The organism is Actibacterium ureilyticum, from assembly GCF_002285435.1.
GTDB lineage: Bacteria > Pseudomonadota > Alphaproteobacteria > Rhodobacterales > Rhodobacteraceae > Actibacterium_C > Actibacterium_C ureilyticum.
The window spans coordinates 1-25,668 of record NZ_NSBT01000035.1 but is presented as its reverse complement, the minus strand read 5'-3'; the positions used below and the strand labels follow the sequence as shown (position 1 = coordinate 25,668).

The following is a 25,668-nucleotide window of genomic DNA, read 5'->3' as shown; positions in this document are numbered from 1 at the left end:
ATCATTTCCAAGTTTTGCTTGGCATTCATATACCTATCAAAACAGGAAATTGCTAGGCAAAGTGATTTGGAGAACGTCCACACCCATAAGAAACGACGAAAGGGCCGCCCGAAGGCGACCCTCTCTCTTCAATCCTGCGACGCCCTCTTCGCCGGGTCCGCAACCCGCATGACCGTCAGGCCTTTTGCTTCCGCCTTCTGCCCGAGGTTCAGCGCGACCCCGTTGCCGCCGAAGAGCACAACCCCCGTCGCCGCGAACTTGTCGTCCAGCATTTCGTCGTTGCACTTGAACGGTGCCGCCCGCCCGTGCGCGGACCAGCGCGGATCGAACCGCGCCTGCGCGACCCCGCGTGCCCGGGCCCACCGAGCCACGATCATCTCCGCCCCGTGCTTGCCACCCTTGTGGCAGAGGAAGATTTCCTGATTGCGGTTCTGCTTGATCCGCTCGCGAACCTTGTCGAGCGTGTTGAAGATCACATCGACATCGGTCCAGTCGGTGGCGCCCGAGACGATCAGGGGCACCCCCTCGACTTTCGACTTCTCGGCGGTTTCGCGGTCGTGCTGCTCCAAGAGCTGCCGTGCCTCGAAGACCGCCCCGGTCTCTTTCGCCCGGACGCTTGCGCGCGACCCGGCTGCCGGAATGTAGGCGTGCCCGGTCTCGATCTCGTAGCATTCTGCCGCCGCCTCGCTCATCACCTCGATGGCGCTGACGATCTCGCGCAGCTGCACAAAGCGCGCCTGCGCCTCTTCGAGCGCGGTCTCGGCGATCTCCGATCCATCGTGGGATTTTGCCAGCGCGCCGATCTTGTCAGCGGTGCGGTCGACCTCCTTGCCAAGTGCCACCTTGCGCCGCTGCAGGATCGTGGCGAGCCCATGGGCCAGCGGTTCGATTTCTGCCTCAAGGCCGGTCCCGCGCAGCGGACCGAGCAGAGCCTCGAAGCTCTCGCGGATGATGTGGTCGGTCAGGATGTGATCTTCCGGGATCGGCAGCTGCGCGTCCTTCTCGGTCAGCCCGAAAAGTTCGATGGTCTCGTAGGTGTTTGCAGTGTCGTAAGCCATGTCTGGTCTCCAGTGTTCGGTTCCAAGGCCACCACTTGAGTGTGGGGGCATGGCCGAATGCCTGGTTTCCGAATCTGCCTGGGTCAGGGACGGCGCAGCCGCCGGCTTGCCGGGCGCAAAAGTTTTCCGCGCGCAGCACCCGACACATGCGCGCGCTCACGCACGGGACCGTCCAACGCCATAGACCCCGCCCTCGCCGAAAAGTTTTGCGATCCTTGACGCGGGCTGATTTGGGGGCCATCCGGAGGATATGCTTCCGCGCTCATGTGTGTGTGTTTTGACGGTAGGTTTGCCCGACCCGAGCAGGCAAACGGCCCGACCGGACGCGGGAGACGGATGGAGCGGCGGGATCGTTTTGCCCCGCAAAACAGACCAGAGCGCAATCCGGCGGAGCGGCCAGGGAGGAACGTGCTCGCGAGGCGGGCAAACCGGGATGCCGGGTACGACGCCGCGGTGAGGCCGCATGGCCGAATGCGCGACGGACCGAAGGGCCGTTCTCCCCTGCGACACGCGAAGCCGAGCTGGGGAGGCTGGAAGGCTGCTGACGCATTTCTCGTGGTCGGCCTGCCCGGCTTGCCAGGTACAGCAATACTTGGTAGTCTATTGGAGCACCGAGGAGTTTGCCATGAGCGTTCAAAAGCAATCCGTCAGTTTCACCGACACCGCCTACACCTTCGCAAGGGAACTGGTCGAAGCAGGCGAGTACCCCAATGTGAGCGCCGCAGTTTCGGGTGAATTGGCGAAGGCCAAGGCAGAACGTGACCGTGAGCGTACTTTGCTTGAAGCAGAACTGGAGCGCCGACTATCCCTGCCACTCGATCAATGGGAACCCGTCGGCGATGCCGCCGACGTCACTAAAGGCGCCCGGGCCCATCTTGCCGCGATGGCCCAAAAGACCTGATGCGATTTATTAGGCATCCGTTCTTCGAACGGGACCTTATCGGTATCGTTGATCATATTGTTGAGGTGACCGATGGTGACGTTGCAGCCGCGAGCCGTCGCCTGGATGAAGTAGACGCGCTCTTAGAAGCGATTGCCTCAAGTCCAAACTCAGGCGTCCGGCTGAACGGAAAACTGGATGGATGGCTCGTGCGCCGCCATGGCGGCGCCGGTCAGCGACTGACCATCGTATTCAAACCGGATGCAGACGCCGGGCAGATTTATCTCGCTCTTGTCGCGTTCGGCGGCCGAGATTGGATGCGGCTCGCGTCGGCAAGACAGGTGTTCGCTGACTAGCCTTAGAGCAATGGAGAGGCCAAGAAGTTGTAGACTGAACCTTCGCTGCGCCGTGCGCGAACTGGTAGGATGCGGGACAAACCGGACTTTTACTTGGTCAGCTATTGCTAACGCAGTATAGGTTCGCGCCCGCAGCGGTAGGAATTTTGTCAATGCAGCAAACTTCACCGGACTGGTCACTCACCCGTGCTGATCTCACAGGATTACAAACCGCACTTTCTCTGCGCCAGATCACCAGCGCGAGGTGTGGACCAAGCCGCGGTTCACTCGTGTAGCTTACTCTTTTGCAGAAACCGATTGCGCATGCAATACGTCTCTCGCCGCGGCCATGTTGATGCATCGCCGCGTTCGGTTTACCTAAACCCACCAGCAGAATAGAGTTTTCACGACCACATCGGAAAGTGCCACTAACCCCAGTATGCTGGGCGTGGGCAAACCCGCCCGACCTGCGCGAGATCTTGAACTTAGTTGGAAACGCGACCGCTGACACCGCGGCGGACTTCCTTGCAGCGGGTGTTCTCAACCCAATGTGCGGTTGCTGAGTGCCACGGGGATTTCTGCGGGCCAATAGCTGAGTGGGGTAATCTAACGTTTGCAAAATTTGGAGCGCGCTCCTCTACCACTGATCATTATCGCCCTCGCGACGGGTGTCCTGTCTACGGTTCTCGGCAGAAAAACACTCAGCTTGACTTCTCGTAGCGACTTGCACTAGTCTTCGCATAATTGGAATAAAAAACCGCATAGTAGAATTATGGGAGGAGACCCAATGAAATCCCTACTAGCAACCACCGCTGCTGCGCTCTGTCTGGCGGCCGCGACTTTCGCAAGCGCCGAAACCACACTGATCCTGGGAGAAGCGGGTCCGAATCGCGGCGCCCGCGCAGCGGCGCTACAATCTTTCGCCGACGACGTAACGGCCCGCACCAATGGTGAGGTCAAGATCGACATTCAATGGGGCGGCGCGCTGTTCAAGGCCAATGCGGCTGCTCAATCCATTGCTGACGGCGTTGCAGATCTTGGCACGGTGATCGCCGTGTATTTTCCACAAGAGATGCTGAGCTACAGCTTCGCGGACCTGCCTATGCGCAATGCGGACGCCTGGGTCGGGATGCGCGCCACGGATGAGTTGATGCGAACTTCTGACGCGATCACCGCAAGCCTGGCGGATCAGAACCTTGTCTATCTGGGCACCTTTACCACATCGGCGGTAAACATTGCCTGCAAGGATGCGGCAATCCGCTCGGTCGAGGATATCTCGGGCCTGAAGATCCGTGGTGTCGGTGCCTATGGCGACACTTTCCGGGACTTTGGTGCAAACATGGTCGCAATGCCGATCTACGATGCCTATCAGGGTCTCGATACCGGGTTGCTGGACTGCTCGCAGGGCTACTCCTACGCGGTAACCGCGCTGAAACAGCAGGAGGTCATGACCAGCTATACCCTGCTCAACTGGGGGCAGGTTGGCGCCTTGGGCATTTTCATGAACAAGGACGCCCATGATGCGCTCGACGCTGAGACGCAATCCGCGCTGTCCGAGGCCGGCATTGCGATGGCCGACGAGCTGGGTGAACTGATCACCGCGGCCAATGATGCCGCGGTCCAGACCATGCAGGAGGCCGGTATCGAGGTCATCGACCTGCCCGCGGAAGAGCGCGACAAGCTTGTGCAGAAAGGCCAGCAATATGTCGATGAATGGGTCGAGCGCGCCAATGCATCAGGTCTCGACGGGGTTTCGCTGTTGGAGCAATACCGTGCCTTGCTAGAAAAATATGCCGGTGAGCGTGACAGCCAGGGCTATCCCTGGGCGCGCAGCTGATATCGGTCGCATGTCTGCCCGCGGCGCAAGACCGGCGCCGCGGTATTTCAATGTCCCCAATCTCAACGGAGTTGACCGATGTTGCGTCGCATCGAAAGGCTGCTGCTCGACTTGGCTGTATTTGCCGTAATCGGCCTTGGTGTGTTGATCACGGCAAGCGTGCTTCTGCGGATCACCGTCAATTCCGGTATCCCCGACACAATCGTGATCGTTCGCGAGTTGATGGTCGTCGCCATCGTCCTTCCCCTGGCCGTGGCGACGTTGGAGCGGGCACATATTGTAGTCGAGTTTCTCAGCAACAAAATGCCAACCCGTGTGCAAGACTGGCTGATCGTCGGTGGGAGCATATTCGGGCTTTTCGCCCTGTCACCCCTGATCTTTGCTGGCTGGCGAGAGACCGTCCACACCATTGAGAGCGGTGCTTTTTTCTTCGGTCAGCTAAACCTGCCAAAATGGCCAGGCCGGGTGATTTTTCTGATCGGAATTTCATTTTGCTGGCTTCGGCTACTGCTGATGGTGATCGGCGACATCCGCACGATCCGCAGCGGCGGCAGTGTGATCAAACCGACACATGAACATGAGGAGAGCGTCTGATGGACGGCACCTTAATTGGCATCGTCGCCTTCGCATCAGTCATCGGTTTGCTTGCGGTACGGGTGCCCATTGCATTTGCGCTTGCCGGTGTCGCCACGGTGGGAACCTTTGTGGTCTTTGCGTTTCGCACCGGAGCCTTTGCACCGGAGCGGGCGCTAAAGCCTACGACCTCGCTGGTGTTCTCCAACTCTTTCGACCTGATCCATTCTTACGATCTGTCGATGATCCCGTTGTTCATCGCACTTGGTCACATCGCCTATCGGGCTGAGATTACGACGAAAATATATCATGCCGCCCGGGTCTGGCTGGCGAGCGTGCCGGGCGGTGTCGCGATGGCCTCGGTTGTGGGCTGCGGCGGGTTCTCTGCCATCACCGGATCCTCCATCGCTTGTGCATCGACCATGGGCCGCATCTGCTCGCCGGAGATGCTGCGCATGGGCTACGACAAGCGGCTTGCGACCGCCAGCGTCGCGGCGGGCGGGACACTTGGGTCCCTCATTCCGCCCTCCGTCCTATTCATCATCTACGGTATCTTCACCGAAACCTCGATCAGCGCGCTGTTCCTTGCGGGCATCCTGCCCGGGATCATCTCACTGCTTGGTTTCGTTCTGGTCATCTTTGTATGGGTTCGCCGGACACCCGAAGCCGCGCCCAGGTTCGAAGGCCAGATCTCGATGCGGGATCGCGGCCGGGCTGCGTTCGAATCCTGGCCAGCCATCAGCCTGTTCGTGATTATTGTCGGCGGCATCTATGGTGGTTTCTTCACGGCAACCGAAGCAGCTGCGATCTGTGTGTCGGCCGCTGTCGCCATTGGCTTTGCGCAGGGCAAGCTTGATCTGCGCGGGCTGATTGACTCCTTGCGCGAGACCTGCGTCCAGACGGCCAGTATTTTCCTGATCGCCGCCGCTGCCAAGATCTTTGTGGCCTTTGTCGCCCTGACCGGGGTCGCGCCCGCCATCGTCAGTGCCGTGACTGAGGCACAGCTTTCTGCCGTCTTGCTGCTGGCGGCCATCGCGGTGATCTATCTGGTGCTTGGAATGTTTCTTGATCCGATCGGCATCATGGTGCTGACCCTGCCGCTGATGATCCCGCTGGTGGAAACCTACGGGTTCGATTTGATCTGGTTCGGGGTGGTTGTCATCAAACTGCTTGAGATCGGGCTGATCACACCACCGGTTGGGCTGAACGTATTTGTCATTGCCAACGTGGTGGGCAAAGAAGTTTCGATCGACAAGATCTTCTCGGGTATCCTGCGGTTTTTGACGGTTGACGTGATTGTTCTGATCCTGATCATGGCCTTCCCGGTCATTTCGCTGCTGATCCCGAATTCGATGTGATCAGGGGCCCCAAAATGTTGAGGAACGTCATGCCCAACGAGATTGAGACAGACAGAAGGTTCGCAACCACTCTTGCGCGGGGCTTAAGCGTGCTGCGGGCGTTCAGGCCATCCGATGACGGCTTGGGCAATGCGGAAATCTCGGAGCGTACAGGCATACCGAAATCCACCGTTTCCCGCCTGACTTTCACCTTGCAGAAGCTCGGCTATCTCACCCATGCGCGGCGCCATGACCGATATCGCCCCGGCCCTGCGCTGTTGGCGCTTGGCAATATGGCCAGCGCATCGATCTCTTTTGTCGATCTTTCATCACCGCTGATGCAGCGGCTGGCGGATGAAACGGGAACTCTTGCCCTGTTGTTGGTCCGCGACGGGGGCAAGCTGCTGATCGTCAAGACATGGCGCCCTCGTGGGGTTGCCTCCCTCTGGCTGGAGGTCGGGCATCGTTTGCCGTTCAACGGCACCTCGTCCGGCCATGCGCTGCTCGCCTCAACCTCCGAAGAAGGGTTTGATGAGATTTTGACAGCGGCAGACGGTGATCGCAGGGTGACCCGGGATCGGGCGGAAGAGATTCGGCGCGTTGCGCACAATCAGCTAGTGACAACAGGCTTCGTCGTCACCGACCCTGGCGAGTATTTTACAGCCAATATTCACGCGGTTGCCACCCCGTTCTACTCTCGCGACTTGAGCGAGCCTGTGATTTTCACCTGTGGCGCTTTGCCTGAGGTCCTCTCGGTGCCCCGCATGCGCACGGATGTCGGGCCGAAACTGCGCGAAACAGTCCAGGAACTTGAGCGGATGATGGGTCTCGGCGTGTCCCAAGCATATCGTGACCTGTAAGTTAGGAAAATACCGCATAGTAGAATTCACTATTGCATGTTGAAATTTATAGTGTGATCCCTTATCAATCCAGTGAATCAACGAAAGGTGAAATGATGGCGTCGGTATCCTACGAAACTGTTGGCCGGGTGGCGGTGGTGACCGTCGACAATCCCCCGGTCAACGCGCTGTCCCGGGTCATCCGCAGCGGTCTGTCAGACGCTTTCGGCCGCTTTCAGACCGACGAGTCGGCCGATATTGCCGTCATCATTGGGGCTGGTCGGATGCTCATTGGTGGCGCTGACATTTCCGAATTCGGCAAGCCACCACAAAGCCCCAGCCTGCCCGACGTGACCCTCCAGATAGAACAATCTGCAAAACCTGTCGTCGCTGCCATTCACGGCATGGCATTGGGCGGCGGGCTTGAAGTTGCCCTTGGGGCGCATTACCGCATCGCGGCTCCCGGCACGCGGCTGGGTCTGCCCGAGGTCAAGCTGGGCATCATGCCCGGCGCGGGCGGGACACAGCGTATGCCGCGCCTCGTTGGTGCTGCCACAGCGCTGAAAATGATCACCAGCGGCACCCCTGTGACCGAAGCTGAAGCACTCCAGTCCGGGTTGATCGATCAAATCTGCGAAGGCGTTGATATTCGTAAAGCCGCAATCGACTATGCGCAATCGCTGCTGTCCGACAATGCCCCGGCACGACCAATCAGCGGTTTGCCCCGCGCCACGGACAGTGAGGGCGTCATTCAGCAATGGCGCGCGAAGCTGCAGAAATCGTCGCGTGGCGAAGTGGCCCCGCTGGTTGCAGTCGATGCGGTGGAAGCATCGGTCCAGAAGTCCTTTGCCGAAGGGTTGAAGGAGGAACGCCGCTTGTTCCTGCATCTGATGGACACTCCCCAGCGCGCCGGGCTGATCCACGCTTTCTTCTCCGAACGCGCTGTGGCAAAACTGCCGGAGATTTCTGACATCGCGCCCCGCGACATAGCACGTGTCGGCGTCATCGGCGGCGGCACCATGGGGGCGGGCATCGCCACCTCGGCGGTGCTGAACGGCCTCGCGGTGACATTGGTGGAGCGTGATTCAGAGGCTACCGACAAAGCCCGCGCGACCATTGCAGGCAATCTCGACGCCGCCGTGAAGCGCGGCAAACTCAAAGCCGAACAGCGCGACGCAATCCTCACGGATGCTCTCAAGACTGTCACCGACTACGGTGCTTTATCGGGGGCCGATCTGATTATCGAAGCCGTTTTCGAAAGCATGGACGTGAAAAAGGAAGTCTTCGCCAAGCTGGACGAAATCCTGCCGCGCGGCGCGATCCTGGCGACAAATACCTCCTACCTCGACGTTAACGAAATCGCCACCACCACCGCGCGACCCGAGGACGTGATCGGGCTGCATTTCTTTTCGCCCGCGCAAGTCATGAAACTGCTTGAGGTGGTTGTTGCCGACAAGACCGCTCCGGATGTGGTGGCCACCGCCTTTGCCCTTGCAAAAACACTCGGCAAAACCGCTGTGCGCGCCGGTGTTTGCGACGGGTTTATCGGCAACCGCATCCTGTCGCACTACCGCACGGCGGCCGATCACATGGTGCTGGACGGCGCAAGCCCCTACCAGATCGACAAGGCACTGACGGATTTCGGCTTTGCAATGGGTCCTTATCAGGTCTCGGACCTTGCAGGGCTGGATATCGGATATGCCACCCGCCAGCGCAAGGCGGCAGACGCCCACCCGCGCGACCGTTACCCGACCTTCGCCGACGCGCTTTATCACAAGGGCTGGCTGGGCCAGAAAACCGGCCACGGTTACTACCTCTACGAGAAAGGCGACCGCAAAGGGCGGCCCGACCCCGAGGTGGAGCAAATCATCGCGCAGGCCCGCAAGGAGGCCGGCACCAGCCCCCGCACCTTCTCCGATGACGAGATTGTACGCCGTTACATGGCCGCGATGGTCAACGAAGGCGCGCGCGTCGTGGACGAGGGCATTGCGCAGCGCCCGCTGGATGTGGATGTCGTGTTTCTTTATGGCTACGGCTTTCCGCGCTGGCGCGGCGGGCCGATGAAATATGCCGATATGCGCGGGCTCGACAGCATTCTCGCCGATATCCGCACATTCGCCGAAACCGACGATCATTTCTGGTCACCCGCGCCGCTGCTGGAGAAACTGGTGGCCGAAGGCCGCAATTTCGACAGCCTGAATCAGCGCTGAAAGGAACCCAATATGTCAAATGCCGTTATCGTTTCCACCGCCCGCACGCCCATCGGCAAGGCCGGGCGCGGCAGCTTCAACATCACCCATGGCGCAACGCTGGGCGGGCACGTCGCAGCAGAGGCCGTCAAGCGCGCAGGGATAGACCCGGCGCTGATCGAAGACAGCATCTGGGGCTGCGGCTATCCGGAATATGTCACCGGCGGCAATATCGCGCGGCAGGCGGTGATCCGCGCGGGCCTGCCGGTCAGCATCGCCGCCACCACCGTCAACCGTTTTTGCGCCAGTGGCCTGCAAGCCGTGGCGATGGGCGCGCATCTGATCAACAATGAGGGCGCCAAGGCGGTTCTGGTTGGCGGGGTTGAGAGCATTTCAATGGTGCAACCCCCGGTGCGTCATTCACGCGAAGCCTGGATTGAGGCGCATAAGCCGGATCTCTACATGACGATGATCGAAACCGCCGACATCGTCGCCAAGCGCTATGGCATCAGCCGCGACGCGCAGGACGCACTGGGCCTGCAAAGCCAGCAGCGCACCGCTGCCGCACAAGAGGCTGGCCGCTTCGATCAGGAGATTGTCCCGATCACCGTCACGATGGCGCGGAAGGACAAGGAAACCGGCGAGGTTTCCGAGGTTGAGACAACCATCTCTCGCGATGAATGCAACCGGCCCACGACAACGCTGGAAGGGTTGCAGATGCTGGAGCCCGTGCGCGGGCTCGATCAGTTCATCACCGCAGGCAATGCATCGCAGCTCAGCGACGGTGCCGCAGCGCTGGTGATGATGGACGCCAAAGAGGCCGAGCGTCTTGGGCTGACCCCCCTCGGTGCGTTCCGCGGCTTTGCCGTTGCGGGCTGCGAGCCCGATGAAATGGGCATTGGTCCGGTCTTTGCGGTGCCGCGTCTGCTGAAACGTCAGGGCGTCACGGTGAACGATATCGACCTTTGGGAACTGAACGAAGCCTTTGCCAGCCAGGCGCTCTATTGCCGCGATACGCTCGGCATCGACAATGACATCTGCAACGTCAATGGCGGTTCGATCGCTGTCGGTCACCCCTTCGGCATGACCGGTGCGCGGATGACCGGGCATCTGATGACCGAGGGCCACCGTCGCGGCGCGAAGCTTGGCGTCGTGACGATGTGCATCGGCGGCGGCCAGGGTGCTGCCGGCCTGTTTGAAATCTATTGAAAGGGGCCACCCGATGGACCTGAATTACACCGATGAACAGAAGGCGTTCCGGGATGAGGTGCGCAGCTATCTGGCCGAAAAGCTCCCGGCCCGGCTCGTGGAAAAGGTCAGGCTGGGAAAAACGCTGACCAAGCAGGATCATGAGGAATGGCACGCGATCCTGAACGAAAGGGGCTGGCTTGCCGGAAACTGGCCCAAAACGTTTGGCGGCGCCGGCTGGGATGCGGTTCAGCGCCATATTTTCGAGGATGAAATGACCCGGGCGGCGGCGCCCCGCATTGTTCCCTTCGGTCTTGGGATGCTTGGCCCGGTGTTGCAGAAATTCGGCTCCAAGGCGCAGCAGGACCACTATCTGCCGCGGATCCTGAGCGGCGATGACTGGTGGTGCCAAGGCTATTCCGAACCCGGCGCGGGGTCGGACCTCGCCTCGGTCCGCACAACGGCGGAACGTGATGGCGATGACTATATCGTCAACGGGCAAAAGACATGGACGACCCTTGGCCAACACGCCAACATGATATTCTGCCTCGTGCGCACGTCGAAAGAAGGCAAACCGCAAGAGGGTATCTCTTTCCTGCTGATCGACATGAACAGCCCCGGCGTCAAGGTGCGCCCGATCGTCCTGATCGACGGTGAACCCGAGGTGAACGAGGTGTTCTTCGATGACGTCCGGGTTCCGGTCGAGAATCGTGTGGGCGAAGAAAACAAGGGCTGGACCTATGCGAAATACCTGCTGACCCATGAACGCACCAATATTGCGGGTGTGGGCTTTGCAAATGCCGGTCTGGAAAACCTCAAACGCATAGCCCGACTCGAACGTGCAAACGGACGTCCGTTGATTGAAAACCCGCATTTTGCGGCGCGGATCGCGCGGGTTGAAATCGACCTCATGGCCATGTCGACGACCAACTTGCGCGTCGTGTCCAAAGCTGCGGCGGGTCAGGCCCCCGGCGCCGAAAGCTCGATGCTGAAGATCAAGGGCACCGTCATCCGTCAGGAAATCAACGCGCTCACCCGGTCGGCCGTGGGACCTTACGCAATGCCCTTCGCCTCGGAGGCGCTGGAAGACGGCAGCAATCTTGGGCCCGTTGGCCCTGACTATGCCGAAACCGCCACCGCGCAGTACCTCAACAACCGGAAGCTGTCGATCTTCGGCGGATCGAATGAGATTCAGCGCGCGATCATCAGCAAAGCCATTCTGGAACTGTAAGGACAGATCATGAATTTTGAACTGACAGAAGAACGCCAGATGCTGCAGGACGGCCTGCGCCGTTACCTGCGGGAAAGCTACACACCGACCCTGCGGGCAGAACTGGCGGAGAGTGACCACGGTTATGCACAGAATGTCTGGTCCGGTCTTGCAGAGATGGGCGTCATCGGTGCGCTGTTTGACGAAGAGATTGGTGGTTTTGCCGGGTCTGGGTTCGACATCGCCGTGGTGTTTGAAGAACTTGGCCGGGTCGGCGCTGTTGATCCGCTGATTGATACTGCCATTCTCGGTGGCGGTCTGATTGCCGCCTTGGGCAACGAGGCGCAGAAACAGATTATCGAAGCGGTGATCGACGGCTCGATCCAGCTTGCCTTTGCCCATGGCGAACCGTCCAGCCGTTATGACCTGTCGCGCATCGAAGCCACGGCCACCCGCCATGGCGACGAGTTTATCCTGAACGGGCGCAAGGCCGTGGTGATCAATGCCCCCGCTGCCGATCATATCGTTGTCAGCGCCCGCACCTCGGGTGATGCGGCGGATCGGGACGGGATCAGCCTGTTTCTGGTTTCCGCGTCCAACCCTGGCATGACGCTGCGCAGCTACCCGCTTGTGTCCGGTTGTCAAGCCGCAGAACTTCTGCTGGAAGATGTCCGGCTGGGCAGTGACGCCCTGCTGGGCGGGGAAGGCGGTGCATTCGAGGCCATCACCCACACTCAGGCGCGCGCCACGTTGGCGATCTCGGCCGAAGCGCTTGGCCTGATGGAGAGCATCCGGGAACTGACCAACGACTATCTCAAGACCCGCAAGCAGTTCGGAAAACCGATCGGCAAGTTCCAGGCGCTGCAACACCGGATGGCCGATGTCCTGATCGAGATCGAACAGGCGCGCTCGGCCGTCATCAACCTGGCCGGGCATATCGATGCCCCTGCGGAAATCCGCGAAAAGCATGTAAGCGCAACCAAGAACCTGATCGGCAATGTCGCGAAACTCGTCACCGAAGAGAGCATTCAGATGCATGGCGGCATCGGAATGACGGACGAGTACGAGTTGGGGCATCTCGCCAAACGTCTGATCATGGTCGATCACCGGTTTGGCGACGCGATCTATCACCTTGAGCGCTTTATTGCCCTGGCCGTGGCTTGATCCATGGCGGCGGGCGATGTGATAGAAAACGAAACCGGCACGCAGCGGCTGATCGGTTATGTCCTTGACGTCGGACAGCCCGACAAGCGGGCACGTTGTGCGTTGTCGGTGACGGATCATCACCTCAATCGCCACAATGTTCTGCATGGCGGCATCGCCACGACAATGCTGGACAGCGCGATGGGTGCGACCGCCAGCCTGTCGGTTGACCCAAGCGGCCGCGCACCATTCCTGACCGTCTCGCTCACCACCCAGTTCATCGCTGCAGCGACCGGGCAATCGGAGTTGATCGCAACCGGTCAAATCGTGGGCGGTGGCCGCGCGCTGATGTTTGTGGATGGAGAATTGCGGGACGGGTCGGATCGGCTGATCGCCACGGCAAAAGGCGTATTCAAGCGCGTACCCGCGGACAAACTGGACGTACCGAAAGGAGATGGCCGCTGATGCAACAGCTTGCCCATTGCGAAGATCACGGCGACCGTCTGATCGTCGTCAATTCGAACCCATCAAAGCGCAATGCGTTGTCGCCGGACCTCTATCGCGTATTGGTCGATTCACTGGACCTTGCGGCGAGAGAGCCCCGCATCACCTCGGTCATCCTGCGGGGCGAAGGTGGCTATTTCTGCGCCGGTGGCGACCTTGGCCTGCTGGCGACCCGCCGGGATTTGCCCCGCGATCAGCGTCTCGCCCGGATTGAAGAACTGCATGCCGTGATCCGCGCTGTGCTGAACTGCCCGAAACCGGTGATCGCCGCCGTCGAAGGGGGCGCGGCCGGTGCCGGGGTCTCGCTTGCCTTTGCCTGTGACATGATCGTGGCCGACCGGGATGCGACCTTCACCGTCGCTTATGTCAAGGCGGGACTTGTCCCCGACGGTGGCCTGACCAGCACCTTGGCCGCCCATTTACCGCGCGAGTTGGTGATGCGTATGGCCTTGCTGGGGGAGCCGGTGACGGCAGAACGCCTGTTCAGCCTTGGGGCCATCTCGCAGATCGAACCGGCGGGCAATGTGCTCCCGGCTGCACTTGCGCTTGCAGACAGGCTTGGCGCCGGGCCGTCCGGCGCCCAGGGCCGCATCAAGGCGCTGGTCAACAGCGCACATACGTCATACCGGTTGGACCAGATGAACGCAGAACGCGACGCGATGGCGGATGCCATTGCTGACGCAGAAGCCGCCGAAGGCATCGCCGCATTCCTTGAAAAGCGCCGTCCGGACTTTACCAAAGCACGAGGCACCACATGACAGATCCGACCTTCAACACCGCCGTTACTCGCACATATGGATGCCGCCTGCCCATCGTCGCGGGTGGCCTGATGTGGCTGTCAAATGCGTCCTATGTCGCGGCCGGTGCCAATGCGGGCATCTTGTCCTTCATCACAGCAGCCAGCTTTCCCGAACCGGCCGCCCTGCGCGCCGAGATCGCGAAATGCCGGGACCTCTGCGGTGATCGCCCGTTTGGTGTCAACGTGTCCATGCTGCCCAAACTGGTCGAAGGCGAGAGGATCGCGGACACCTTCCGCCTGATCGCGGATGAGGGCGTGCGCTTTGTCGAAACCTCGGGGCGCAATCCCGAGGCCTTTCTGCCGATCCTCAAGGACGCGGGCATCAAGGTTCTGCACAAGGTTCCCAGCGTGCGCTACGCCGTAAAGGCGCAGGAGGTCGGGGTCGACATGGTGTCGATCGTCGGTGCAGAATGCGGCGGTCATCCCGGGCTCGACCTGATCGGCAGCATGGTCAACCAGGCGCTTGCCGAACGTCGTCTCGACATCCCCTTCCTGATTGGCGGTGGCATCGGTGCCGGCAGCCAGATCGTCTCGGCCTTAGCCTCCGGCGCTTCGGGGGTCGTGATCGGAACACGTTTTCTGGTGGCCGAAGAAATCTCGGCCCATCCGCAGTACAAGCAGGCCCTGGTTTCAGCCAATGAACGTGACACGACATTGACGATGAGCAGCGTACGCAACACGGTTCGCACCCTCAGCAACGAAACCACCGAGATCGTGCGGCGGCTTGAAGCCGACAACCCGCAAATAGGCATTGCCGAACTGATGCCCCACGTATCCGGAGTGATAGGCCGCAAAGCCTATGAAACCGGCGACGTGTTGCGCGGGATGTTGTCCGCAGGACAGGCTCTGGGCCTGACCGACGGCATCGCGCCGCTGGCGGACATTGTCGCCCAACTGGAACAAGAGGCAGGTGTTGCCCTGGCGCGTCTGCGTCCTCAACCCCTTGCAACGCAACGCGCAGAGGCGCTGGTGTCATGATCGAAGACAGCTTCCGGATTCATCATCTGGTCGAGGAAAGTGCGCGTGCCTATCCCGATGCGATTGCGCTGAAAGATGGCAGCGGCCATCAGGTCACATATGCCGAATACAAGGCTGCGATCACAAAGGCCGCTGGCCTGTTACTTGATCGGGGCGTGCAGCCCGGCGACCGCGTGGCCATCGTGGCAGAAAACTGCATCACCACTGCCGTTTTCATCTTTGCAGCCAGCACCGTCGGGGCCTACCCTCTGCCAATCAATGCGCGGATGACCGCAAACGAAATTGCCCGCGTGATGACCCATGCAACGCCGCGCGTTACCGTTTTCACGACTGAAGCGTCCAAAGAAGCGGCGGCACATGCGGCGACCGCAAACGCGGACACGCAGGAAACGCCGTTCGGAAATCTCGCCATCGCCGTCACGGGCGCCAGCGCGCCGGAACCGGTGGAGGACGGCGCGAACGAAACCGCCGTCCTGCTTTATACGACCGGCACCACCGGCGACCCCAAGGGGGTGATGCTGACCCACGCCAACCTGCGCTATGCCGGCAGGACCTCGGCCGAGCTGCGCGGCATGAGACAGGACGACAGGATCTATGGCGTGCTGCCGCTGACCCATGTTTTCGGCCTTGCATCGATGCTGATGGCTGCCAGCGGCATCGGGGCGACCATTCAGCTTGAACCCCGCTTTCGCCCCGATGCGCTGTACGCCGCGCTGATGGACAAAGCCACCGTTTTGCCCGCGGTGCCGCAAATGCACGCGCTGCTGATGCAATACGCCAAGGATCAGGGGCTCACGCGCCTGGAAAGCAGCAAACTGCGCTATGTTTCCTCCGGGGCTGCCCCGCTAGACCCGGCATGGAAGCGCAAGGCCGAGGCCTTTTATGGCCTGCCCCTGCAAAACGGCTATGGGCTGACGGAAAGCACCGCCGGCGTCTGCAGCACCCGAAATCCCATCGGCTCACCCGATATCAGCGCGGGCTTTGCGCTGCCGGAGACCGAGATCCGGCTGGACACCTCGGTCGGCGCGGACGGCGATCCCGATGCCGGTGAAATCCTGACCCGCGGCCCGCAGGTCATGAAGGGATATTTCCGAAACCCGGAGGAAACCGCACGCGCCATCGACGCAGAGGGGTGGCTGCGCACCGGTGATCTTGGAAAAATCGACAAGGCAGGCAATCTGCACGTCGTTGGGCGGTGCAAGGAACTTATCATTCGCGGCGGTTTCAACGTCTACCCACCCGAGGTCGAAGCCGCGCTGAACGACCACCCTGACGTCATCCAGTCCGCGGTGATCGGCAATTCCGTTAACGGCGACGAGGAAATCCTCGCCTTTGTTCAATGCGCTGATCCGGCGACGCTGGACCGGGAGGCGCTTGTCGCCTTTGCCGCCGAGCGGCTCACCGGCTACAAGCGACCGTCCCGCATCATCCTGACAACCCAGCTTCCGGCCGCGCCGACAGGCAAGATTCTGAAACACAAGCTGCTTTCGGTTTTCGCCGAACAGCTGGCCCAACCCGCAGCAGAGGAATGACTCAGATGGCAAAAAACATGAATGGCTCCGGCCCCGGCCTCGGCCCTTTCGATTGGGCGGACGCGTTCCGCATCGAGGACCAGCTCGACCAGGATGAGCGCATGCTGCGCGATGCGGCCCACGGCTTTGCCCAGGACCGGCTTCAGCCCCGCGTGATGAAAGCCTATAGCGAGGAAAGCGCCGATCCCGGTGTGTTCCGCGAGATGGGCGAGGCCGGCCTGCTCGGCGTTACCATCCCCGAGGAATATGGCGGGTTGGGTGCCTCATACGTCACCTATGGCCTGATCGCACGCGAGATCGAGCGGGTGGACAGCGGCTATCGCTCGATGATGTCGGTGCAATCGTCTCTGGTGATGTATCCGATCTACGCCTACGGGTCGGAAGAACAGCGCAAGAAGTACTTGCCAAAGCTGGTATCGGGCGAATATATCGGCTGTTTCGGCCTGACCGAGCCTGACGCGGGTTCGGACCCGGCGGGGATGAAAACCACCGCCAGAAAGACGGCCGAAGGTTATGTCCTCAACGGCTCCAAAATGTGGATCTCGAACTCGCCCTTCGCGGATGTTTTTGTGGTCTGGGCCAAGTCCGAGGCGCATGGCGGCAAGATCCGCGGGTTCGTACTTGAAAAGGGGATGCCGGGGCTGTCCGCACCGAAAATCAGCGGCAAGCTGTCGCTGCGTGCGTCCACAACGGGCGAGATCGTGATGAAGGACGTGGCCGTCGGCGAAGATGCGCTGCTGCCCGGTGTCGAGGGTCTGAAAGGCCCGTTCGGGTGTCTGAATCGCGCGCGATACGGCATCGCCTGGGGCGTGTTGGGGGCGGCAGAGTTCTGTTTTCACGCCGCACGACAATACGGTCTCGACCGGAAACAGTTCAACAAACCGCTGGCCCAGACGCAGCTTTTCCAGAAGAAGCTCGCCGATATGCAGACGGATATTTCGATTGGATTGCAGGCCGCGTTGCGTGTCGGCCGGTTGTTGGATGAGAGCTGCGCCGCGCCCGAAACGATCTCGCTAATCAAGCGCAACAACTGCGGCAAGGCGCTCGAAATTGCGCGCCACGCCCGCGACATGCATGGCGGCAACGGCATATCCGAGGAATTTCATGTCATCCGGCACATGCTGAACCTTGAAACCGTGAACACCTATGAAGGCACCCACGATGTACACGCGCTGATCCTCGGGCGCGCCATCACCGGGCTTCAGGCGTTTTATTGAACTCAACCAAATACAAGGAGGTCCATGCATGAAGGTACTTGTGCCTGTCAAGCGCGTGATTGACTACAACGTGAAGGTTCGCGTGAAAGCGGACGGGAGCGGTGTCGATCTCGCCAATGTCAAAATGTCGATGAACCCGTTCGACGAGATTGCCGTGGAAGAGGCCATCCGCCTGAAAGAAGCAGGCAAGGCTGACGAAGTTGTTGCCGTTTCGATCGGTGTGAAGCAGGCGCAGGAAACCCTGCGGACTGCACTGGCCATGGGCGCCGACCGCGCCATTCTGGTGATCGCCGCCGACGACGTCCATCAGGACATCGAACCGCTGGCCGTTGCCAAGATCCTGGCCAAAGTGGTCGAGGAGGAGCAGCCCGGCATCGTTCTGGCCGGCAAACAGGCGATCGACAATGACATGAACGCCACCGGTCAGATGCTGTCGGCGCTGCTGGGCTGGTCCCAGGGCACCTTCGCGTCCGAGCTGGACATCGAAGGCGACGCTGCCAAGATCACCCGCGAGGTGGATGGCGGTCTGCAGACCATCTCCGTCAAGATGCCGACCATCGTCACCGTCGATCTGCGCCTGAACGAGCCGCGCTATGCGTCGCTGCCCAACATCATGAAGGCGAAGAAAAAGCCGCTGGATGAGAAGACCGCCGCCGATTACGGCGTCGACGTCACCCCGCGTCTGGAGGTCGTCAAGACCGAAGAGCCTCCGGCGCGTGCCGCCGGTATCATCGTAGGCTCGGTTGACGAGCTGGTCGAGAAACTCAAAGAAGCGGGGGCTGTGTAATGGCTGTACTTCTTCTTGCCGAAGTCAACAACGGCGAACTGAGCGTTGACGCCACCGCCAAGACCGTGGCTGCCGTCAAGTCGCTGGGCGACATCACCGTTCTGGCCGCAGGCGGTTCCGCCGTTGCCGCTGGTGAGGCCGCTGCCAGGATCGACGGCGTGTCCAAAGTGCTGGTGGCCGAAGACGCTTCGCTGGGTCACCGTCTGGCGGAATCGACCGCGGCGCTGATCGTGGGTCTGGCCGATGGCTATGAGCATATCGTGGCCCCCGCCACCACCGACGCCAAGAACGTGATGCCGCGCGTGGCAGCGCTGCTGGACGTGATGGTGATCTCGGATGCGTCGGGCGTTGTGGACGGTTCGACCTTCGAGCGCCCGATCTATGCGGGCAACGCGGTTCAGACCGTGAAATCGAGCGACGCCAAGAAAGTCGTCACCATCCGCACGTCGACCTTCGACGCCGCTGGTGAAGGCGGATCTGCACCGGTCGAGGCCATCTCGGTCGGCGACAACCCGGGTCTTTCCGAATGGGTCGAGGACAAGGTTGCCGAAAGCGACCGTCCTGAGTTGACCTCGGCTGGCGTGGTCGTCTCGGGCGGCCGTGGCGTTGGCTCGGAAGAGGACTTCAAACTGATCGAGGGCCTGGCGGACAAGCTGGGCGCCGCCGTCGGCGCCTCGCGCGCCGCGGTGGATTCGGGCTATGCGCCGAACGACTGGCAGGTGGGACAGACCGGTAAGGTCGTTGCCCCGGACCTCTATGTCGCCATCGGCATCTCGGGCGCGATCCAGCACCTGGCGGGGATGAAGGACAGCAAGGTCATCGTCGCCATCAACAAGGACGAAGAGGCACCCATCTTCCAGGTCGCCGATTTCGGTCTGGTCGCAGACTTGTTCCAGGCGGTGCCGGAACTGACCAAGAAACTGTGACAATCGCGTGGCGGTGACGGAAATCCCCGTTCTCTCTGGTTGGGAACCCGGGAGTCTTTCAACTCCGGCCACGCGGTTAGGCATCGCTAATGGGAGAGACAGGCGGGTTAAGCGGCCCGCTGGCCCGATCCGGTGCATGTCGCTGCCGGCACGGGAGGCATCGCAGAACTGGAGACCACATGAACAGATCCTCCGCATTCGCATCGGTGCCGCTAATGACCGCGCAGCGGGTTAGCTTGATCGGCGGGTTGATGGTCGCGATAGGTCCGATTGCCATGGCGCTCTATACGCCGGCGATGCCCAGTGTAGTTGCAGCGTACGAGTCTACCAAGGGCGTCGTGAAACTGACCCTGACGCTCTATTTCGCAGGTTTCGCCATTTCCCAGTTGGTCGCAGGGCCGTTATCGGATGCGATCGGGCGCCGTCCGGTTACGGTGATCTTCGCGGCGATTTTCTGTGTTGCGTCGCTAGGTGCGCTGATGGCGCCGACAATCGAGATGCTGACCATTGCCCGCTTCGCTCAAGGGATTGGCGCGTCTGCCGGAGTGGCGATCTCGCGCGCTATCGTACGCGATTGTTTCCAGGGCGACGAGTCGTCCCGCATCATGAACATGATCGGAATCATTCTTGCGATCGGCCCGGCGGTTTCACCGACGATAGGCGGATTGCTTGTGCTGCATGTAGGGTGGAAATCGGTGTTCGCGGTGATGATCCTCTTCGGCCTTGCTGTTGCGCTGGTCGCGCTGGTCGCGATGCGCGAAACCCTGCCTGCACCACAACCGCTGCGGCTCGCGGCCCTGGGCGGGTCTTACCTTCGGTTGCTCGGCAACCGGCATTTCATGACGGCGAGCCTGACGGTTGCGGGCTCGGTCGGGGCAATCTATGCGCAGGCGACACTGCTGCCCTTCATCTTGATGGGGCAGATCGGCCTGAGCCCCAGCAGCTTCGGCCTGGCGATGCTGTTGCAATCAGGACTGTTCTTCTCAGGCGCACTGGTGGCACGATCTGTCATGAAACGAACCAGCGCATACCGGCTGGTCTGGCCCGGACTGGGTGCCATCGCCCTGGGGGCGTTGTTCATCTTCTTGCTTCTCTGGGCGGATGACCCGAAAACCTTCCGGGTGATGATCCCGGTGGGCATCTACGCCTTCGGTATCGCCTTCGTGATGCCTGCAATGTCCACCGCCGCACTGGCGCCCTTCCCCCGGATCGCCGGGGCGGCAGCAGCGCTGATGGGATTCCTGCAAATGGGTGCAGGGTTGTTGATTGGCACAATCGGCGCATTTTTTGTGGATACGCTGGTCGCGTTCGCGGTGCTGATCCCCTCCATGGCTGTGGTGGCCTGCGTAAGCTACGCGATCTACCGTCTGAACCCGCATCTGGCTGAACCGGAACCACGCGAAAACGTGATTGGCGCTGCTCCACCAGGGCGAACATTCCTGCGAGAGGAGTGAGGAAACAAGACACGGTACACCTTCCTACAGTCTCTTGGCCCCAAGACAAACTGGAGGCTTTAGGATTTTGTAGTATACTCGATCCAAAATTGACGCATGACGCTGCTCCTCCTTCAGTTAAGTGGTCCTCAGCTATGTTAAGGATAACAGAGGATAGACATGCCGGTTGCCTCGACAATTTCGTGATTGGGGCGCGGGCAGCGATCAAGGGTGTCGCCGATCGCATAGAACTGATCGCCCGAGATGGTGCAGCCGTTGGTAAGTTTGATCGTGTCCTTGTCCCGTAGTTTCAGCAGCCCGTGACCTACAGCGAGCAAGCTTGCGCGCGTTGCAGCCCTTGGCGCGAAACTGTCGTTGTTCACTCGCATTTGGTCCGACAAATTGATACGCGAGTTACGAAATAATAGGGACTAAGTTTCCGAATTTATTCGCGTTCGCCTTTGGTTTTTGGACCGGCTATCAAATGATGGAGGTCGCCATTTTCCCGCAACCCGGTTAATGCCTATCAATACTTCGCTACACTTGGCATGAATGGCTGCACTACACGATGCGCAGCGGCGTTGAGAACGAAGCGCTCGCGACGATATTTGTGCTGCGAGCGCGTTCAGCGAGAAAATCAGATTTACAGGATGGGCTCTTCGGTTGCATTAGCTGCGGGCGATACGAACGTCTGCAATGAAGGCAGGGTTCATTCAACCACACCAGCACAGCAAAAGGGGAACCGTGATCCCACGGCTCCCCTTTCGGTTCAGATCGTCTCACCTCGCGCGCTGATCAGGCAACCAGCGACAGCCCCGCGCTCGGGTCCTGCGGCTGCTCACCGCTGTCGATGAACGGGATGATCGAGAAGGTCTGCCCGCCGCGCTGCTCTTCGTTCTGCACGGCGTTGACGCGCAGGTCCCCATCAGGCGTGTTGATCAGCAGCGACAAGTAGTCATTGCCCGTGCGGCTGCTCTTGGCCATCCAGGCCGAGCCGACGCGGATCGGCGTGCCCCGGGGCGAGCTGACCTCGATCCGGTAGTCAGGGTGGGTCTCCTCGGTCTTGTAGCTGTTCTCGATCAGGATGAACTCCAGATCGAACATCATGTTGGCGATGTAGCCAGTGAAGGCGTTGTCAGCGTCCATGGCGGTGAGCTCGCCCGAGATCGAGCCGGATTTCATCAGGCCGTTCGAGACCAGCGGAATGATCTCGAAGTCGCCGCTCTGGGCGGCGCGCGCCTCTTTCGTCTGCACCGCGTTGACCCGGAACGGGCCGAGGCCCACATCGAGCTGCATCGAGATGTAGGGGTTGCCGCTGGTCGTGCCGGTCTCGTTCCAGGCCGTACCGATGCGCACCTTGCGACCGGATTTGTTGACCGCGGTCACATCGAAATCCGGGCTGCGCTCGGACATCTTCGGGCGGGTTTCGAGCTGGATGGCGATGTCAAAGCGTGACGAGTGAATCATGCCGGTGTACTCGGCGGCTGCGGTCTCGACATTGCGGGTGAGGGTTCCTGCGAACATGGGAGAGTTCCTTTTTGGATTGGTCGGTGCCTGACGTCCTTGCCAGCGCATCCGGGATTGCTTTTTCGACCCCTCCTGGGATCACAAATCAGAAAGCTTGCTTTCCTTTTTTCCCAACCTTCAGTTCAGCGCTGACGCCTGAAAGACTGTGCCACCTTCCCGCCGGGCACGACGCCCCTCCCCTGCCCGTCTGGCCTCGGATGGCTGTCCTGGGTATTCTCGTCGCCCCCCTCCGGTCCAGCGATAAAGAACTCTGCTTCCTCCCCGTTCAACCGCTGCCCGCTCCGGTCGGTCAGCCCGATGGTGCTGCCGTTCGGCTCAAACGTAATCAGGTATTGGCCGAGGCTGTCCTTGTGCACGCGGTAGCCGGTGTTGGCCCAATGCACGGTCCGACCGGCATCGATGGCGGCTTTGATCTCTTCGAGTGTCATGATCGTCCCCTCGCCTATTCTGCTGCCACTGAAGTTACGTCCCGCGTGGCGTCTGGTCCGGTTCCAACAATCCGGGAGAGGATGCCCAATGTGTCGATCCCATCCCCATGCGGCAGGAACACCCGCAACTGGAAGGCGATGATCTCCGTGAAACACCCCATTGCTTTGAGGCCGTCGATCATGCCCTTGTCCGCGCCGCCCAGCTCGAGACGCATCTCGCCTGCGACCCGTCGACGGGTCAGGGTCAAACCCCGGCCCAGATCGACAGGCGCTGTGGTGCCCAGGGCGGCGGTCATCATCTCCTGCGGCGTTTGGGGATTGGAGACGAGAAAGCGGGCGCGCAGCGCGGCCGCCCCTTCCTCGCTCAGCGTCCGCCCGATCATCGCGGTCGCCCTGTCGGGCGTGACCCGGTAGATGCGCTCATTCGTGGTCGGAATATCCTTCCAGATCGGCAGCAAAAGCCCGGTCAGCAGGTAGAGCTTGGTCGTGGTGGTTTTCGGCAGGGACGCAGCCTCGGCATCCCAAAGCCGTGCGAACTCAGGCTTGCCGATCTCTTCCCAGGCCGAGGACCCGAACCGCGTCTCCTCGAGATAGCTCGACCCGTTTGGCCGCACCGCCTTGCGCATTAGCGTGACGATGTCCTCGTCATACATCTGCATGGGGCGCGCCGAGATGAGCGCCGCGCGTCCCGAAGCGCGATTGACCATCGGCAGCTTGTCGGGATTGCGCGACATGGCCTCTTCGGCGCCGAGGACATTGACCGGGTCCGTCACCTCGAGCCCGATGATCCGCGTCACTGCGCCGGATTTTGGGCAGGTCCAGAGATCCTCTGTGGAGACCTGTTCGATCTTTTCGCCACGCAGGGTTTCCACGCCGAGATCGAGCGTGCCTGCCGCGCGCGCCCGTTCGGTCTGATCAGCGATCCGGCGCATGAACTCGGCAAAGAGCGCGTTCTGCATGTGGATGGGAAGGGCAAGCACCCGGTTGAGAAACCGCTGGATCGGGGGAAGCTCTTCGAGCAGCACCCCGTCCTTGTCGATCAGCCGCAGGGCCGTCCAGTCGGTGAAGCTCTCGTAGCTCATCGCCTCGGCGCGCCCGGCGGCAAGATCGGCGAAATACCCACGCAGCGCCGCTCGCGCGATCGGGCTTTCGAGATTGTCCTCCTCGCGGAACATGCCTTGCGAGCCGGTCTCGCGCTGGCCCTTGGTCAGGGCCCCCAGCTGGTCGAGGCGTTTGGCGATCGTCGAGGTGAAACGTTTCTCGCCATGCACATCGGAGGTGCAGACCCGAAAGAACGGTGCGCTGACCTGGGCCGAGCGATGCGTGCGGCCGAGCCCCTGGATGGCTGCATCCGCGCGCCAGCCGGGCTCCAGAAGATAGTGCCGCCGCCGTTTCTGGTTCTTCGCGGTTTGCGCCGCATGGTAGGACCGGCCCGTACCGCCCGCGTCGGAGAAGATCAGGATATCCTTTTCGCCGTCCATGAAGGCTTGGGTCTCGGACGAATTGCTGCTGGCGCTGCGCTTCTCGATGAAGAGATGGCCATCCTCGGCCTTGAGTGGCCGGATGAACCGCCCCGTGACTTCTGCCACGGCCTCATCGCCAAATGCCCAGAGGATCTGATCGAGCGCCGAGGGGATCGGCGCCAGCGTCATCAATTCCATCATGGCCGCGTCACGCAAAGCGAGCGCCTCGCGCGAGACAACGAGCGCCCCGGTCTCATCCCGCAAGGGTTCCGCCACCATATTGCCGTCGATCTCCACGAGCTTTTGCGCATGGATCGGGAAGGCCTGTTCGAGGTAGCCCAGAACATAGTCGCGCGGCGTCAAGGCACCCTCGACGAGTTCATCCTCCGGGTCCATCGCCTCAAGCCGACGCTTCAGCAGGCTCTCGCCTGTCGAGACAACCTGGATGACGCAAGCCTTGCCTGCCGCCAGGTCGTCCTTGATCGCACGGATGATGGTCGGGGCTTTCATGCCCATCAGGAGATGGTTGAAGAAGCGCTGCTTCGTGCTCTCGAAGCGGGACTTGGCCGAGGCGCGTGCGGCCGACGCATTAGTTTCCCCCGAGGCGTCGTTGACGCCGGTCGCAGTCAGCGCCGCTTCGAGATTGTGGTGGATCATCCGAAAAGCACCCGCGTATGCGTCGTAGATCTCGATCTGGGCCGGGGTCAGCGCGTGTTCGAGCACGTCATACTCCACCCCATCAAAACTGAGGGCACGCGCCGTGTAGAGCCCGAGCGTCTTGAGATCGCGCGCGACCACCTCCATGGCAGCCACGCCGCCGGCTTCCATCGCAGAAACGAAGCTCTCGCGGCTTGGGAAGGGGTATTCGGGGCCCTGCCCCCAGAGCCCCAGCCGCGCGGCATAGGCGAGGTTGTGGACGCTCGTCGCACCCGTGGCCGAGATGTAGAAGACGCGAGCGCGGGGTGCTGCCAGTTGCAGCCGGAGGCCAGCAAGGCCCTGCTGGGAGGGTTTGACCCCCCTGCCCTGCTCGGACCCGGCCGCGTTCTGCATGGCATGGGCCTCATCAAAGGCCAGCACGCCTTCAAAGTCTTCGCCCATCCAGGCGAGGATCTGGCTCAGTCGCGTGGTGCCGCATTTGCCCGCGGACCGCAGCGTGGCGTAGGTGACAAAGAGGATGCCGTCGCCCATCGGGACGGGCTGGTCCGGTTTCCATTTGGAGAGCGGCTGGATGTCGGCTGGCGAGCCGCCGAGATCGGTCCAGTCGCGGATGGCGTCCTCGATGAGCGTGGCGGATTTGGAGACCCAGATCGCCTTCCTGCGCCCGGAAAGCCAGTTCACGAGAATGAGCCCTGCGCATTCGCGGCCCTTGCCGCAACCGGTGCCGTCGCCGAGGAAATAGCCAAGGCGATAGGCACGTGCATCCGGGTCATCATCGGCGCGCGTCAGCTTGGTCTGGTCGTCATCGATGGTAAACCGACCGGGCAG

The 25,668-nt window shown here is 61.2% G+C and carries 23 protein-coding genes; 18 read left to right on the top strand and 5 right to left on the bottom strand.

The features are described from left to right. Nucleotides 1–128: 128 nt before the first annotated feature. Nucleotides 129–1,058, bottom strand: a complete 930-nt coding sequence (locus CLM60_RS12275; protein WP_095589415.1) for a DUF2493 domain-containing protein — start codon at nt 1,056–1,058, stop codon at nt 129–131. Between the two features lie 625 nt (nt 1,059–1,683). Between CLM60_RS12275 and CLM60_RS12270 the strand changes: the two genes are divergently transcribed. From CLM60_RS12270 to CLM60_RS12185, 18 genes are all read left to right on the top strand, one after another. Beyond that, on the top strand, nt 1,684–1,959 hold the full coding sequence (locus CLM60_RS12270; RefSeq protein ID WP_095589436.1) for a hypothetical protein: 276 nt from the start codon (nt 1,684–1,686) through the stop codon (nt 1,957–1,959). Continuing rightward, complete coding sequence (locus CLM60_RS12265; RefSeq protein ID WP_095589434.1) at nt 1,959–2,294, top strand: hypothetical protein; 336 nt, start codon at nt 1,959–1,961, stop codon at nt 2,292–2,294. Before CLM60_RS12270 ends, CLM60_RS12265 begins: the two co-directional genes overlap by 1 nt. Nucleotides 2,295–3,060: 766 nt before the next feature. Continuing rightward, nucleotides 3,061–4,110 (top strand): C4-dicarboxylate TRAP transporter substrate-binding protein, encoded by a 1,050-nt coding sequence (locus CLM60_RS12260; RefSeq protein ID WP_095589433.1) that lies wholly within the window; start codon nt 3,061–3,063, stop codon nt 4,108–4,110. Between the two features lie 78 nt (nt 4,111–4,188). Beyond that, nucleotides 4,189–4,704 carry a TRAP transporter small permease gene (locus CLM60_RS12255; protein WP_095589432.1) on the top strand — a complete coding sequence of 172 codons (516 nt, stop codon included), beginning with the start codon at nt 4,189–4,191 and terminating at the stop codon, nt 4,702–4,704. Then, complete coding sequence (locus CLM60_RS12250; RefSeq protein ID WP_055296278.1) at nt 4,704–6,041, top strand: TRAP transporter large permease; 1,338 nt, start codon at nt 4,704–4,706, stop codon at nt 6,039–6,041. Before CLM60_RS12255 ends, CLM60_RS12250 begins: the two co-directional genes overlap by 1 nt. A 29-nt stretch (nt 6,042–6,070) precedes the next feature. Next, on the top strand, nt 6,071–6,880 hold the full coding sequence (locus tag CLM60_RS12245; RefSeq protein ID WP_245848399.1) for an IclR family transcriptional regulator: 810 nt from the start codon (nt 6,071–6,073) through the stop codon (nt 6,878–6,880). Nucleotides 6,881–6,972: 92 nt separating this feature from the next. Then, nucleotides 6,973–9,069, top strand: a complete 2,097-nt coding sequence (locus tag CLM60_RS12240; protein ID WP_095589430.1) for a 3-hydroxyacyl-CoA dehydrogenase NAD-binding domain-containing protein — start codon at nt 6,973–6,975, stop codon at nt 9,067–9,069. A gap of 12 nt (nt 9,070–9,081) precedes the next feature. Continuing rightward, nucleotides 9,082–10,257, top strand: a complete 1,176-nt coding sequence (locus tag CLM60_RS12235; protein ID WP_095589429.1) for an acetyl-CoA C-acyltransferase — start codon at nt 9,082–9,084, stop codon at nt 10,255–10,257. 13 nt (nt 10,258–10,270) lie between these two features. Further along, nucleotides 10,271–11,467 (top strand): acyl-CoA dehydrogenase family protein, encoded by a 1,197-nt coding sequence (locus tag CLM60_RS12230; protein ID WP_095589428.1) that lies wholly within the window; start codon nt 10,271–10,273, stop codon nt 11,465–11,467. Nucleotides 11,468–11,476: 9 nt separating this feature from the next. Continuing rightward, entirely contained in the window at nt 11,477–12,610 is a 1,134-nt protein-coding gene (locus CLM60_RS12225) for an acyl-CoA dehydrogenase family protein (RefSeq protein ID WP_095589427.1), read from the top strand. Between the two features lie 3 nt (nt 12,611–12,613). Further along, nucleotides 12,614–13,054, top strand: a complete 441-nt coding sequence (locus CLM60_RS12220) for a PaaI family thioesterase (protein WP_095589426.1) — start codon at nt 12,614–12,616, stop codon at nt 13,052–13,054. Next, entirely contained in the window at nt 13,054–13,851 is a 798-nt protein-coding gene (locus tag CLM60_RS12215; RefSeq protein ID WP_095589425.1) for an oxepin-CoA hydrolase, alternative type, read from the top strand. The genes CLM60_RS12220 and CLM60_RS12215 overlap by 1 nt, the downstream gene beginning before the upstream one ends. After that, the gene (locus CLM60_RS12210) at nt 13,848–14,870 is read left to right on the top strand and encodes an NAD(P)H-dependent flavin oxidoreductase (RefSeq protein WP_095589424.1); all 1,023 of its coding nucleotides are present in this window, start codon (nt 13,848–13,850) and stop codon (nt 14,868–14,870) included. The genes CLM60_RS12215 and CLM60_RS12210 overlap by 4 nt, the downstream gene beginning before the upstream one ends. Further along, a complete protein-coding gene (locus CLM60_RS12205; RefSeq protein ID WP_095589423.1) occupies nt 14,867–16,402 on the top strand; it encodes a class I adenylate-forming enzyme family protein in 1,536 nt (511 codons plus the stop codon). The genes CLM60_RS12210 and CLM60_RS12205 overlap by 4 nt, the downstream gene beginning before the upstream one ends. A 5-nt stretch (nt 16,403–16,407) precedes the next feature. Further along, nucleotides 16,408–17,619, top strand: a complete 1,212-nt coding sequence (locus CLM60_RS12200; RefSeq protein WP_095589422.1) for an acyl-CoA dehydrogenase — start codon at nt 16,408–16,410, stop codon at nt 17,617–17,619. A 28-nt stretch (nt 17,620–17,647) separates the two neighbouring features. Further along, nucleotides 17,648–18,406 carry an electron transfer flavoprotein subunit beta/FixA family protein gene (locus CLM60_RS12195; RefSeq protein ID WP_095589421.1) on the top strand — a complete coding sequence of 253 codons (759 nt, stop codon included), beginning with the start codon at nt 17,648–17,650 and terminating at the stop codon, nt 18,404–18,406. Then, nucleotides 18,406–19,332, top strand: a complete 927-nt coding sequence (locus CLM60_RS12190; RefSeq protein WP_095589420.1) for an electron transfer flavoprotein subunit alpha/FixB family protein — start codon at nt 18,406–18,408, stop codon at nt 19,330–19,332. Before CLM60_RS12195 ends, CLM60_RS12190 begins: the two co-directional genes overlap by 1 nt. A 179-nt stretch (nt 19,333–19,511) precedes the next feature. Continuing rightward, complete coding sequence (locus tag CLM60_RS12185; RefSeq protein ID WP_217983291.1) at nt 19,512–20,786, top strand: multidrug effflux MFS transporter; 1,275 nt, start codon at nt 19,512–19,514, stop codon at nt 20,784–20,786. 137 nt (nt 20,787–20,923) lie between these two features. Here CLM60_RS12185 and CLM60_RS12180 read toward each other — a convergent pair whose 3' ends face one another. The 4 genes from CLM60_RS12180 to CLM60_RS12165 all read right to left on the bottom strand — a co-directional run. Further along, nucleotides 20,924–21,148, bottom strand: coding sequence for a P-loop NTPase family protein (locus tag CLM60_RS12180; protein WP_141246505.1), 225 nt, complete (start codon nt 21,146–21,148; stop codon nt 20,924–20,926). Nucleotides 21,149–21,560: 412 nt separating this feature from the next. Beyond that, a complete protein-coding gene (locus CLM60_RS12175; RefSeq protein ID WP_095589418.1) occupies nt 21,561–22,289 on the bottom strand; it encodes a DUF736 family protein in 729 nt (242 codons plus the stop codon). Between the two features lie 125 nt (nt 22,290–22,414). Then, on the bottom strand, nt 22,415–22,720 hold the full coding sequence (locus CLM60_RS12170) for a hypothetical protein (RefSeq protein WP_095589417.1): 306 nt from the start codon (nt 22,718–22,720) through the stop codon (nt 22,415–22,417). A gap of 14 nt (nt 22,721–22,734) precedes the next feature. After that, nucleotides 22,735–25,668 (bottom strand): strawberry notch family protein (locus CLM60_RS12165; protein ID WP_095589416.1); only part of this gene is annotated, 2,934 nt, incomplete at its 5' end.